The 12,834-nt window shown below is 35.3% G+C and carries 13 protein-coding genes; 10 read left to right on the plus strand and 3 right to left on the minus strand.

The window, feature by feature from the left end; translation table 11 throughout:
- Nucleotides 1-98 precede the first annotated feature (98 nt).
- On the minus strand, nt 99-2,285 hold the full coding sequence (locus JEM49_RS04830) for an ATP-dependent Clp protease ATP-binding subunit (RefSeq protein WP_201873908.1): 2,187 nt from the start codon (nt 2,283-2,285) through the stop codon (nt 99-101).
- A gap of 191 nt (nt 2,286-2,476) precedes the next feature.
- Between JEM49_RS04830 and JEM49_RS04835 the strand changes: the two genes are divergently transcribed.
- The 6 genes from JEM49_RS04835 to JEM49_RS04860 all read left to right on the plus strand — a co-directional run bounded on the left by JEM49_RS04835 (nt 2,477) and on the right by JEM49_RS04860 (nt 7,158).
- Nucleotides 2,477-2,659, plus strand: coding sequence for a hypothetical protein (locus JEM49_RS04835; RefSeq protein WP_191335210.1), 183 nt, complete (start codon nt 2,477-2,479; stop codon nt 2,657-2,659).
- A 113-nt stretch (nt 2,660-2,772) separates the two neighbouring features.
- A complete protein-coding gene (locus JEM49_RS04840; protein ID WP_005718606.1) occupies nt 2,773-3,039 on the plus strand; it encodes a phosphocarrier protein HPr in 267 nt (88 codons plus the stop codon).
- A complete protein-coding gene (gene ptsP / locus JEM49_RS04845; protein ID WP_025005480.1) occupies nt 3,039-4,772 on the plus strand; it encodes a phosphoenolpyruvate--protein phosphotransferase in 1,734 nt (577 codons plus the stop codon). Before JEM49_RS04840 ends, ptsP begins: the two co-directional genes overlap by 1 nt.
- Nucleotides 4,773-5,002: 230 nt before the next feature.
- Nucleotides 5,003-5,401, plus strand: coding sequence for a transcriptional regulator Spx (gene spx, locus JEM49_RS04850; protein WP_012211591.1), 399 nt, complete (start codon nt 5,003-5,005; stop codon nt 5,399-5,401).
- A gap of 91 nt (nt 5,402-5,492) precedes the next feature.
- Entirely contained in the window at nt 5,493-6,233 is a 741-nt protein-coding gene (locus tag JEM49_RS04855; RefSeq protein WP_098036848.1) for an adaptor protein MecA, read from the plus strand.
- Between the two features lie 76 nt (nt 6,234-6,309).
- Entirely contained in the window at nt 6,310-7,158 is an 849-nt protein-coding gene (locus JEM49_RS04860; protein ID WP_191335209.1) for a competence protein CoiA, read from the plus strand.
- A gap of 8 nt (nt 7,159-7,166) precedes the next feature.
- Here JEM49_RS04860 and JEM49_RS04865 read toward each other — a convergent pair whose 3' ends face one another.
- Together JEM49_RS04865 and JEM49_RS04870 are read right to left on the minus strand one after the other, a co-directional pair.
- Complete coding sequence (locus JEM49_RS04865; RefSeq protein WP_098036850.1) at nt 7,167-7,784, minus strand: DsbA family protein; 618 nt, start codon at nt 7,782-7,784, stop codon at nt 7,167-7,169.
- 85 nt (nt 7,785-7,869) lie between these two features.
- Entirely contained in the window at nt 7,870-8,478 is a 609-nt protein-coding gene (locus JEM49_RS04870; RefSeq protein ID WP_098036851.1) for a CYTH domain-containing protein, read from the minus strand.
- Nucleotides 8,479-8,600: 122 nt separating this feature from the next.
- Between JEM49_RS04870 and JEM49_RS04875 the strand changes: the two genes are divergently transcribed.
- From JEM49_RS04875 to JEM49_RS04890, 4 genes are all read left to right on the plus strand, one after another.
- Nucleotides 8,601-9,233: a GTP pyrophosphokinase gene (locus JEM49_RS04875; RefSeq protein WP_056945575.1), complete on the plus strand. Its 633-nt coding sequence runs from the start codon at nt 8,601-8,603 to the stop codon at nt 9,231-9,233.
- Nucleotides 9,230-10,042, plus strand: a complete 813-nt coding sequence (locus JEM49_RS04880; protein WP_201873909.1) for an NAD kinase — start codon at nt 9,230-9,232, stop codon at nt 10,040-10,042. The genes JEM49_RS04875 and JEM49_RS04880 overlap by 4 nt, the downstream gene beginning before the upstream one ends.
- Complete coding sequence (locus JEM49_RS04885; RefSeq protein WP_201873910.1) at nt 10,026-10,922, plus strand: RluA family pseudouridine synthase; 897 nt, start codon at nt 10,026-10,028, stop codon at nt 10,920-10,922. Before JEM49_RS04880 ends, JEM49_RS04885 begins: the two co-directional genes overlap by 17 nt.
- A gap of 117 nt (nt 10,923-11,039) precedes the next feature.
- Entirely contained in the window at nt 11,040-12,815 is a 1,776-nt protein-coding gene (locus tag JEM49_RS04890) for an oleate hydratase (protein WP_201873911.1), read from the plus strand.
- Nucleotides 12,816-12,834: the final 19 nt, after the last annotated feature.

Raw genomic sequence — 12,834 nt, forward strand, 5'->3', positions numbered from 1 at the left:
TCAAATTAAGCAGCATCTTTTTATTTTTATTAAATTAAATAAAAAGATGCTGCTGATTATTAATCGCAGAATCTTTTTTGAATTATTAATTGGCGTAATTACTCAGCTGTGTTTTCATCGCTAATAACGATCTTATTATCGACAACATCTGCCTTAAGATTCTTGCTATCAGTGTGATCAAGCTTGAAGTCTGCAACGTTATCTTCGATTTCTTCTTGAATTGTTCGACGAAGTGGACGAGCACCTAAAGCAGGGTTGAATCCATCTTCAACTAATTTATCTTTAGCTGTTTGAGTTACATCGATATGCAATCCTTGGTCTTTGACCATATCGTTAGTGTTCTTAAGCATCAAATCAACGATCTTGAGTAAGTCTGGCTTAGTCAATTCGTTGAATTCAATGACATCATCTAAACGGTTTAAGAATTCTGGCTTAAAGAATTGGCTCATATTATTTCTAGCTGATTCTTTAGATTCAGTTTCATTCTCAGCAGTAAAGCCGACACTAGCATTCTTAATTCCTTGACCTGCATTAGAAGTCATAATGATGATTGTATCTTTAAATGAAACTGTTCGACCTTGTGAGTCGGTTAAGCGGCCATCGTCTAAAATTTGTAAGAATAAGTTTAAAACGTCTGGGTGAGCCTTTTCGATTTCATCGAGCAAGATCAAGCTGTAAGGATTATGTCTTACTTGCTCAGTTAATTGTCCAGCTTCTTCGTAGCCAACGTAACCAGGAGCAGAACCAATTAACTTAGAAACAGAGTATTGTTCCATGTATTCAGACATATCGAAACGAATCATGGCGTTTTCTGAACCGAACATTTGCTTAGCTAATTGTTTGGCAAGCTCAGTCTTACCAACACCAGTTGGTCCTACGAAGAGGAAAGAACCAATTGGGCGACCTGATTTGTTAAAGCCGATTCTATTACGACGAATAGCACGAGCCACTTTTTCAACTGCCTTATCTTGACCAATGACATGAGCCTTTAAGTCACTGGCTAAGTTTTGCAATTGATTTTCTTCTTGCTTTTGAATATCACCAACAGGGATGCCAGTCTTTTCTTCAACAATCTTATTCATAATCTTGTTGGTGATAACTGGAGACTTGTCTGGATCTACCTTTTGATCTTTAACTTTTTCGTATTTTTCGATTTGGTCGCGGTAGTAGGCTGCCTTTTCGTAATCTTCATTCTTTAAGGCTTCTTCTTTTAGTTGCTCAGCTGCATTGATTCTTTCTTGCATTTTATCCTTATCAATATAAGGAATAGTTAAGTTCATTCTTGAACCAGCTTCATCTAACAAGTCAATGGCTTTGTCAGGTAAAAATCTGTCTTGAATGTAACGAGCTGATAATTTAGCAGCTGCTTCAATTGCATCATCTGTATAATGAACGTGGTGGTAATCTTCGTAGCGTTGTTGAATACCTTTCAGAATCCTAATAGTTTCATCAATAGAAGGTTCTTTTACTTCAACGGGTTGGAATCTACGTGCTAAAGCAGAATCTTTTTCAATGTCGCGATATTCCTTGATAGTAGTAGCACCAACTAATTGGAGTTCACCACGAGCTAAGGCTGGTTTGATGATGTTACCAGCATCCATACCGCCTTCAGCGTTACCCGCACCAACAATTTCGTGAATTTCATCAATGAATAAAATGATGTCATCACTTTGTTGTAATTCTTTGATTAATTGCTCCATCCGTTGTTCAAATTGACCACGAATTCCAGTACCTTGAACAAGTGAAACTACATTTAATGATATGATTCTTTTATTTTGTAATTTAGCTGGGACAGAACCATCAACGATTTCTTGTGCTAATCCTTCAACTACGGCTGTTTTACCAACACCTGCTTCACCGATTAAAACAGGGTTGTTTTTAGTTCTTCTATTTAAAATCTCAATTACACGAGCGATTTCTTTATCACGTCCGATAACTGGATCGATTTTTCCTTTTTTAGCAAGAGCAGTTAAATCAGTACCGTATTGGTCAAGGAGACTTTTACCACCTTGATTGCCGTTACCATTTCCTCCGCCCATTTGCATTTTTGGATTATTTCCGTTCATATTATTTGCGGCATTGTTGTTATTTCCGTTTAAAGCGTTGAATAAATCATCAAAGTCGCCAAAAAATTCATTGTTATTATTCATATTTTCTAGATTTCCTTGTTGATTTCTTAATTCTTGATAGCATTGTTGACATAAATCAATTTCTCGGCTTTGGCCATTTACCTTAGTAAAGAGGTGAATGGAGGCTGGCCGTTTATGACAATTTTGACAAAGCAAAATACATGACCGCCTTTCATTTAAGTTGTAACAAAATTATATTATTAGCACTCTTAGTAGTCAAGTGCTAAGCTCTACATTTCTTACTTAATGTAAGAAACACATAAAATAATAATATTTTTGAAAAATTAACATAAATAGTAGAATAAATAATGAAAAAATTATAAAATTTAAAAAGTGTGGTGATATTTTTGGATTATCAAAAGATTTTAGATCAATTGGTGTCTGGAGAGCTTAAAGAATATAAGGTAGAGCCCGAATATGCCTTTGATTTACAGAAAACTATTAGAAATTATGGTAAAAGACAATATATTACCGGCAGAGCTGAAAGAGGCGGTGCTATTGTATATACCGCTACGAACACTGACGATTGAATAATGTAAACTGTTACATTATTGTTGTCTAAACTGTAAAAACATGATAATCTAATACCTGAATGGGTATTTATTACCAGTTTAATTTTTTCAATTTAAAGGAGATATTTATAATGGAAAAACGCGATTTTCATATTATTGCAGAAACAGGTATTCATGCACGTCCAGCTACTCTTTTAGTACAAGCTGCTTCAAAGTTCGGTTCAGATGTTAACTTGGAATACAACGGCAAGTCAGTAAACTTGAAGTCAATCATGGGTGTTATGTCACTTGGTGTTGGCCAAAATGCTGATGTTACTATCACTGCTGAAGGTGACGATGAAAAAGACGCATTGGACGCAATTGCTGACACTATGAAAAAAGAAGGTTTAGCTGAATAATGACCAAGACTTTAAAAGGAATTGCTGCTAGTGATGGTATTGCCATTGCTCCAGCATATCTTCTTGTGGAGCCTGATCTTTCATTTTCAAAGTCTTCAGTTGATGATGTTGAAGCTGAAGTAGCTCGTTACAAGGATGCTATTAAGACTTCAACTACTGAAGTTGAAAAGATTCGTGATGTTGCCAAGAAGAGCTTGGGTGAAGAAGAATCTCAAGTTTTTGAAGCTCACTTAATGATTTTGAATGATCCAGAATTTACTGGTGCCATTGAGAATGAAATTAAGGATTCAAAGATCAATGCAGAAGCTGCATTAGATGAAACTGCACAAAAGTTCATCCAAATTTTTGAAAGTATGACTGATAATCCTTACATGCAAGAACGTGCTGCCGATGTACGCGATGTTTCTAAGCGTATTATGGCTCACTTACTTGGTAAGGAATTACCAAACCCAGCTTCAATTGACCATGAAGTAATCGTTGTTGCTCATGATTTGACTCCAAGTGATACTGCACAACTTAACAAGAAATACGTTAAGGGCTTTATTACTGATATTGGTGGTCGTACTGCTCACTCAGCAATCATGGCACGTTCACTTGAATTACCAGCTGTAGTTGGTACTGATTCAATTACTAAGGACGTTAAGAACGGCGACATGTTAATTGATGATGGTCTTGATGGTGTAGCTATTATTGATCCTAGTGATGATCAAGTAGCTGACTACAAGAAGAAGGGTGAAGCTTTCTTAAAGCAAAAGGCTGAATGGAAGAAATTGAAGGATGAACCTTCAGTAACTGCCGATGGTAAGCAATTTACTATTGCAGCCAACATCGGTACTCCTAATGATATGCCAGGTGTACATGAAAACGGTGCAGAAGCTGTTGGTTTGTACAGAACTGAATTCTTGTACATGGATTCATCAAACTTCCCAACTGAAGATGATCAATTCGAAGCTTACAAGAAAGTTATCGAAGGCATGAACGGCAAGCAAGTTATCATCAGAACAATGGATATTGGTGGTGACAAGCATCTAGATTACTGGGACCTGCCAGATGAAATGAACCCATTCTTAGGTGTACGTGCTATTCGTCTTTCACTTAAGAACGAAAAGATTTTCCGTACCCAATTAAGAGCTTTGCTTCGTGCATCAGCATACGGTAAGCTTGGTATTATGTTCCCAATGATTGGTACATTGGCTGAACTTCGTCAAGCTAAGGCTATCTTAAATGATGAAAAGCAAAAGCTTGTTGAAAAGGGCGTTAAGATCGGTGACGACTTGCAAGTTGGTATGATGATCGAAGTTCCTGCAGCTGCTGTTTTAGCAGATCAATTCGCTAAGGAAGTTGACTTCTTCTCAATTGGTACTAACGACTTGATCCAATACACTATGGCTGCTGACCGTGGTAACGATAACCTATCATACTTGTACCAACCATATAACCCATCAGTACTTCGTTTGATTAAGCACACTATTGATTCTGCTCATGAAAATGGTATCTGGTGTGGTATGTGTGGTGAAGCTGCCGGTGATAACACCATGTTCCCAATCTTACTTTCAATGGGACTTGATGAATACTCAATGAGTGCAACTTCAATCTTACGTATCAGAAGCTTAATGAAGAAGTTTGATACTAAGGATCTTAAGGAATTGGCTAACGAGGCATGCTTCGTTTCAGAAACTGCTGAAGAAAATGAAAAGTTAGTTAATGACTTAATGAAGAAGATCGACAAATAAATTCATATTTTGAATTGAGAAAAGAGACCGAAAGGTCTCTTTTTTCATATTTAAATATTTTAAACAAAACATACAATTTCTTCACAAATAATTCACGTTTTATCTTTAGAATATAAAGAGAAGTTAACATAAAAGATAAAATGAGTACTTACAAAAAAGAAGTTAGTATGTTATACTAATAGTAAGATTAAGAACGTATACAAATATTTGTTCTGAGGAGCGTGATTTTTATGGTAGATTTATATGTTTCGCCTAGTTGTACTTCATGTCGTAAGGCACGAGCTTGGCTTGAAAAGCATGATATTCCATTTAAGGAAAGAAACATTTTTTCGGAGCCTTTGACTAAAAAAGAGATATTAAAAATTCTACGTATGACTGAAAATGGTACTGAAGAAATCATTTCTACCCGCTCAAGAGCTTTTCAACAATTAAAAATAAATTTGGATGATTTATCAATTGATCAGTTACTTGATTTAGTAGAAAAGAATCCAAGCTTGTTAAGAAGACCAATTATTATGGATGATCGTCGACTTCAAGTAGGATATAATGAAGACGAAATTCGTCGTTTCTTACCACGTAAGGTTCGTCGATTAGAATTGGCTGAAGCCCAAAAAATTGCAGATTTATAATATGGAAGAGTGTTAGTAATGATGCTAACACTTTTATTTTAGATAAAAAATAGGCTACAATAGGTTATATAATTCGTGGAGGAGATATCCTGTGCAAGTAGATCATATCAATGAAAATACAATAAGAGTTAGAATTAATAAAAATGAATTAGCTCATCGTGGATTGAAGGTTTTAGATTTATTGGGGGATAAACAAAAAATACAGCAATTCTTCTACTCCATTCTTTCAGAGGTAGATACTGATCATACCTTTACTCAAGGAGTACCTGTAACTTTTCAGGTAATGCCTAACAATGGCGGTCTTGACTTGATGATTACCAAGATTAAGCCTGACGATGCTGATAATCTCCGTCAAATGATAGAGCCAATGAATAGTGAGACTAATCAAACACAGGCAGAGCCCGATTCAAGAAGAAGTTTCTTTGACCTTGATCCGAAAGATGATGTAAATACTGAACTTGATCCAATAAAAGAAGAAAAGCTTGAATCATCTAATCAGGAGAACGCAGTTAATATTCAATATTGGAAATTCCAAAATCATCATTCCTACAGCTTTGATGAGTTAGGAAATCTAGTTGAATTAGCGGATAGTTTGAAAGTAAGTGATCTGGCTTCAAGTTTGTATTATTTACGGGGTAAATACTACTTGAAGTTAGCATTTTTAGATGAAAATTATGCTGAACTTAAGCCAGCTGATGCTTGGGCTATTGCTAATGAATACGGAATCAAGATTGATGATGAAGAAATGAAGACGGTAAAGGAAACTGGAAAATGTTTGTTGAACCGTGATGCTCTTGATTATATTCGCTATTACTTTCTTCAAAAGCAATAATTAAGATTTTATAAAGAAAAAGAGACGTTAGAAAAAAACGTCTCTTTTTTACGTAATAAAACATGGGTGAAGAAATATGTATGCAGCCATGTTGAATAAAAAAATAGTATTAGCCGTTAGTGAAGCGAATATGGTTAATACCGGTCAAAAAAATTTAAATATAGATGATTATCGTTGTCCACACTGTCATAAAAAAGTAATTTTAATTATTTCAGAACAAAAGGCAGCCTTTTTTAAGCATTTAACTAGTTATAGCAATGCGATGGGAGAAAAAGAGGAACATCATCAATCTAAGATGCTGTTGAAAGCCGCGCTTACTGCGGCCGGATTCAACGCGCAAGTTGAGATACCGTTAGCTGATGGTCAGCTAAGAGCAGACGTTTTAGCTTCAGAAAAATTAGCCTTTGAAGTTCAATGTGCACCGCTAAGTGATACTGAATTTAGACATCGACATTTATTATATTCTGAAATAGGAGTAACCGATATTTGGATTGTGGGACAAAGGCATTATTTAAAGAAGAAACTAAAACATACTCAGTCGATCTTTTTTAGAAAGAATAAATTGTGGGGAAATTATTATCTGGAAATTAATCCTAAAAAGAATGTGTTTTGCTTAAAATATAATGTTTTACAGGAACCGGTAACGAATAATCTTCATTACCAAGTAAAATATTTTGCTTTAGATGAATTAGATATGAAGATGTTTTGGCATTTTAAGCCTATAAAAAGAGACTATCCAATTAATATAAATAATCAAAAAAAATATTTAAGAAGGCAGTTAGCACAGAAAACAAAGCTCGGATTAAAAATAGGCGAGTTACTTTATTGCAAGGGGCTAACTGTGGATAGTCTGCCAGATGAAGTGTTTAGTACTTGGCGTAATCCTGGTGAAGTAGATTCTGTCACTAAATTTTTGCAAAAATAAAACGCCTATTAAATAAGGCGTAAGTGGTTTTGTTGCGGCATAAAATTTGAAAAGCAATTTTGATAATCAGGTAGAAGCAAATTAACTAAATCCTCATGTGCAACGGGACCTTCTAGAAGGACACCATTTTGTTCATTATCCTCATTGAACAAAACAATTGTTGGTGTAGCTTTAATGTTCCATTGATTAGCTAATTTTTGATCTTCCTCGATTGAACTCCGTACATAACTGCTTTTCTTGATTGCATTAATTGTATTAGCTTTAATGTTAAGCCTAGTAGCAATTTTTTCTAACAATTTAGGATTGTAAGCTGAAGCATCATGACTTAAATTCTTTTGCAGTTCATATAAAAATTCACGTGCTTTTTTATTACCATATTTAAGTTTAATAGCATGGTAATTTTCTAGCGCATCATAAGTTGCTTTAGAAAAAGTACTGATGTCTGGCAGCTTTTGTGCATCCTTACGACGCCTAATAGCGTCATCATTTATTAAACAAACATTAGCAATAGGAATATAGTGATAACAAACGTCAATTCCAAGTTCATCAACGGTGTTGCGAATTTGTTTTTCCGTATCATAACAGTAAATTCCTATTGGATTAATGAATAGAAAAATCTCGAACATACTCTCGACCCCTTTGGTGATTTACTATTGATACTTTAGCAAGAAACAAAAAAAGTGACAAAAAATATGCCTTATTTTCTATATGTTATTTTTTGTGAATACTTGCTCGAGCAATTTTACTTTGGTTAGTATTGCTAGAATTCTGCTTAAAATTGTAATCGCTTTCCAGCTTAGTTAGGACATTAGTTATTAAAACTGGATCATCATTCTCGATTTCTAACTCAAAGTCTTCATAGCCATCTGGATAAGAAGTTGCATCTAATGTTAATTCACAATCTTGTGGTCCATTCATTAAGATACGTCTAGTTTTGCTCCAGGTGAAAAGTGAAAGAGCGTCTTGTTCCTTAGCAAAATGTGCACTGAGGTATTGACCAATATTACCGTGAAAGGTAAAGTGCTTTTTTGCTACCAATTCTTTAGCTTGCGCATGAGTTAAATTATCGTTAATTTCAATAACTTCATGATAATTTTTTTGAACTGGATTAGGATCAGGCACTTTCATTGTTTGTTCGGCATGATCGCTATAAATTCTGATTCGCAAACTAATATGGTGCTTTTTTAATAATTTATCAGGTGTATCAAAATAATAATTCTCTTGTACAAAATCACTTTTTACAGGAAAATCACTGACTATTTTTTGATAAGTTTCTTTATGTAAAAGTGTTTTAGCTTCGATTTCTCGATTTTTGCTCATAAGTTTAAAACCTCCGAATCCATAAATCATTATAATAGTTAGGAAAAAATATTTAAATCAGTTCAGATTATAATCTTTAACATGGTAAAATGTGTTTGTTTACTAAGAAAGGATGTTTTCTCATGGAAGTAGATTGGGATAACTTCTTGTGGCCTTATAATGAAGCTGTACGCGAGTTAAAGGTTAAATTTCGTTCCCTTAGACAAGGCTTTTTAACTAGGGGAGAACATTCACCAATTGAATTTGTAATTGGTAGGGTGAAGACAGTAGATTCTATTAAAGAAAAAATGACGAGACGGGTAATTAGCCCAGATGTCATTGAAACTGATATGCAAGATATTGCCGGTATACGTATTGTGACACAATTTGTGGACGATATTTATAAGGTGGTAGACTTAATTCATTCACGTGATGATATGGAAGTAGTAGAAGAGCGTGATTATATTCAAAATGCTAAACCTTCAGGCTATCGTTCATATCATATGGTAATTAACTATACAGTTTACTTGCCAGAAGGACCTAAAAAGTTAATTGCGGAAATTCAGATTAGAACTTTAGCAATGAATTTTTGGGCTACTGTTGAACATACTTTAAATTATAAATACCAAGGTGCTTATCCAGAGGATATTTCAAAACGACTTAAGTCAACCGCAGAAGCTGCGTATAAGCTAGATGAAGAAATGTCTTCTATTAAGGATGAGGTCCAAGAAGCTCAAAAGATTTTTACCAAAAATAAAGGCAAGGAAAAGTCATGAAAGTAACAATAGCGCATAATAACTATGATAAGACTTTAGAGACAGTGGCCTATCTTAAGAAGCTATTGCAAAAGAAGAATGTCATTTTTGACGCTAAATATCCAGATGTAGTAATTACAGTCGGCGGAGATGGTACTTTAATCAACGCTTTTCATCGTTATGAGAATCAGGTTGATTCAGTACGTTTTATAGGTGTGCACACAGGACACTTAGGTTTTTATACTGATTGGCGTAATTATGATATTGATAAAATGGTTGATGCGCTTTTATTAACCAAAGATCAACCGGCTAAGTATCCCTTGCTTGAAATTAAAATGTTAACTGAGTCGGGCGATATTCGTTATCATTTGGCTGTAAATGAATCAGCGGTTAAAAGAATATCACATACGCTTGAAGCAGATGTTTATATTGATGATGAAATATTTGAAAATTTTAGAGGCGATGGTTTATGTGTTTCTACGCCAACGGGCTCAACCGCTTATAGCAAATCGCTGGGCGGGGCTGTAATTCATCCGCGATTAAAAGCTTTGCAAATGACAGAGATCGCTTCAATCAATAATCGTGTATTTAGAACATTATCTGCGCCAATTGTAATCGCACCCGATCAATGGATTACGATTGTGCCTAACGCTGATCATTTTGTAATGACTGTGGATGGGGCAAGAATCGATGTTAAAAATGCCAAAAAAATAGAATATCGTATTTCTAAGCACTCAATTCAGTTTGATCAGTTTGGTCATCACCATTTTTGGGCGCGTGTACAAAATGCGTTTATTAAGGATAACGAGGGTAATGACAAGTTTATTTAAATTAATTGTACAAGAAAAAGATCCCAAAAAATTGGGCTCTTTTTTGTTAAAGAATGGTTTCTCGCATCAGGCTTTGATTAAGGCAAGACATCATCACGGAATGATTTTGGTAAATCATAAGCGAAGATATTTAAGTTTTCATTTACGGACTGGGGATGAAGTTATTTTTGTTAGTGGTGAAGAAAAGAAAAATCAATTTTTGAAGCCATCTAATAATCCGGTAGATCCAGTTTTAGAGACTAAAAATTATATTGTGCTAAATAAACAAGCTGGGGTTTTATCAATCCCGTCTAGATATGAAGATAACGATGCTATTGTAAATAGATTAATGGGCTATTTTTCGAGTCAAAATGAAAGGGATTTAAAGCCTCATGTGATTACTCGTTTGGACCGAGATACTTCTGGTTTAGTATTAGTTGGAAAGAATGCTGTTGCGCATGCTCGTTTTAGCAAAATTGGTAAAGAGCAGTTTATTAAAAAGTATCACGCTATTGTTCATGGGAATTTTGCGAAAGATGAGTTAGCTGGATTAATTGATGAACCGATCGGTAAAGAAGGCGACGGTGTAAAAAGAGCCGTAGTAGCAAGCGGAAAAAAAGCACAGACGTGTTATCGTGTGCTTAGCCAAGTTAAAGGGGCTAGTCTAGTAGAATTACGCCTGTTAACAGGTAGAACGCATCAGATAAGGGTTCATATGGCTTATTTAGGCCATCCACTTTTTGGTGATCCCTTATATGGCATTGATGACAATTTTTCCCGGCAAGCATTAAATTGTTTTTATTTAGCTTTCCCTGATCCATTTGATAATGAAAAAAAGCGAGTAATTGAAATCAAAGATCCACAAGACATGTCGAAGTTATGGCAAAAATTAGTTAATTAATAAAAATTTTTAAAATCATTAGGATAAACTATTAAAATACTTGCATAAAGAAAGCGCATTCTTTAGAATGATAAGTGCAATATAAAACTATACTTATACAGAAAAGAGGATACCTTTATGTATTATTCCAATGGTAATTATGAAGCTTTTGCAGATCCTAAAAAGCCTGAAGGCGTAGACAATAAGTCTGCTTATATTATCGGTAGCGGTCTAGCTGGCCTTTCTGCAGCTGTCTTCTTGGTTCGTGATGCTCAAATGAAAGGTGAGAATATTCATATCTTGGAAGAATTGCCAGTAGCTGGTGGTTCACTTGACGGTGCTAAACGTCCAAACGCTGGCTTCGTTGTCCGTGGTGGACGTGAAATGGAGAATCACTTTGAATGTTTATGGGATATGTATCGCTCAATTCCAAGTTTGGAAATTCCAGGTGCTTCTTATCTTGATGAGTATTATTGGCTTGATAAAGAGGACCCTAACTCCTCAAATTGCCGTTTGATTTATAACCGTGGTGATCGTCTTCCAAGTGATGGTCAATACGGTTTAGGCAAATGTACTAATGAAATTGTTAAATTAATCATGACACCAGAAAAGGAACTTGAAGGAGAAACTATTGAGGAATTCTTTAGCGATGACTTCTTTAAGACTAACTTCTGGTCATACTGGTCAACAATGTTTGCTTTCGAAAAATGGCACTCAGTAGCCGAAATGCGCCGTTATGCGATGCGCTTTATTCACCACATTGATGGTTTGCCAGACTTTACCGCTTTGAAATTTAACAAGTATAACCAATATGAATCAATGGTAAAACCACTCTTGGCATACTTAAAAGATCATGGTGTTAAATTTGAATATGATTGTCACGTTCAAAATGTAGAAGTTGATCATGATGGCAAGCAAAAGATTGCTAAGAAGATCATTATGACTCAAAATGGCAAGGAAACAGAAGTTCCATTGACTCCAAATGACATCGTATTTATTACTAATGGTTCAATTACTGAGAGTTCAACTTACGGTGATCAAAATACCCCAGCTCCAATTACACATGCTAAAGGTAGTTCCTGGAAGTTATGGGAAAATTTGGCAAAGCAAGATCCAGACTTTGGTCACCCAGATGTCTTCTGTGAAAACTTACCAGAACGTAGCTGGTTTGTTTCCGCAACTACTACTTTGAAGAATAAGAAATTAGCTCCATACTTTGAACGTTTGACTAAACGTAGTCTTTATGATGGCAAAGTTAATACTGGTGGTATTATCACGATTGTCGATTCTAACTGGGAGCTTAGCTTTACTATTCACCGTCAACCACACTTCAAGAGTCAAAATCCAGATGAAATTGTAGTTTGGATTTATGCACTTTATTCAGACACTGAAGGTAATTACATTAAGAAGAGAGTGGTTGACTGCAGCGGTAAGGAAATTGCTGAGGAACTTTTGTATCACTTAGGTGTTCCAGAAAGTCAAATTAATGAATTAGCTAGTGAAGAAAACATGAATACTGTTCCTGTTTACATGCCATACATTACTAGTTACTTCATGCCAAGACATAGCGGTGACCGTCCAGCCGTTGTACCAGATGGTTCTGTCAACATCGCCTTTATTGGTAACTTTGCGGAGTCGCCAACAAGAGATACCGTCTTTACTACTGAATATTCAGTCAGAACGGCTATGGAAGCTGTTTACACGCTTTTGAATGTTGACCGTGGTGTTCCTGAAGTATTTGATTCAATTTACGATATTCGTCAACTCTTGCGGGCAATGTACTACATGTCAGACAAGAAGAAGCTGGCTGATCAAGACATGCCACTCCCTGAAAAATTAGCTCTTAAGACAGGGATGCGCAAGATTAAGAAGACTTGGGTAGAAGAATTGTTAAAAGAAGCTAACTTGATGTAGTTTTAATGCAAAAAGAAAA

Source organism: Lactobacillus sp. A27 (genome assembly GCF_016742815.1).
GTDB classification, from domain to species: domain Bacteria; phylum Bacillota; class Bacilli; order Lactobacillales; family Lactobacillaceae; genus Lactobacillus; species Lactobacillus gallinarum.

Excerpts from the sequence above, each read along its gene's own strand:
- JEM49_RS04880 (WP_201873909.1), top strand. The coding sequence starts at position 9,230 with ATGAAAGTAACAATAGCGCATAATAACTATGATAAGACTTTAGAGACA.
- JEM49_RS04885 (WP_201873910.1), top strand. The coding sequence starts at position 10,026 with ATGACAAGTTTATTTAAATTAATTGTACAAGAAAAAGATCCCAAAAAA.
- JEM49_RS04840 (WP_005718606.1), top strand. The coding sequence starts at position 2,773 with ATGGAAAAACGCGATTTTCATATTATTGCAGAAACAGGTATTCATGCA.
- JEM49_RS04865 (WP_098036850.1), bottom strand. The coding sequence starts at position 7,784 with ATGTTCGAGATTTTTCTATTCATTAATCCAATAGGAATTTACTGTTAT.
- JEM49_RS04870 (WP_098036851.1), bottom strand. The coding sequence starts at position 8,478 with ATGAGCAAAAATCGAGAAATCGAAGCTAAAACACTTTTACATAAAGAA.
- spx (WP_012211591.1), top strand. The coding sequence starts at position 5,003 with ATGGTAGATTTATATGTTTCGCCTAGTTGTACTTCATGTCGTAAGGCA.
- JEM49_RS04875 (WP_056945575.1), top strand. The coding sequence starts at position 8,601 with ATGGAAGTAGATTGGGATAACTTCTTGTGGCCTTATAATGAAGCTGTA.
- JEM49_RS04860 (WP_191335209.1), top strand. The coding sequence starts at position 6,310 with ATGTATGCAGCCATGTTGAATAAAAAAATAGTATTAGCCGTTAGTGAA.
- ptsP (WP_025005480.1), top strand. The coding sequence starts at position 3,039 with ATGACCAAGACTTTAAAAGGAATTGCTGCTAGTGATGGTATTGCCATT.
- JEM49_RS04890 (WP_201873911.1), top strand. The coding sequence starts at position 11,040 with ATGTATTATTCCAATGGTAATTATGAAGCTTTTGCAGATCCTAAAAAG.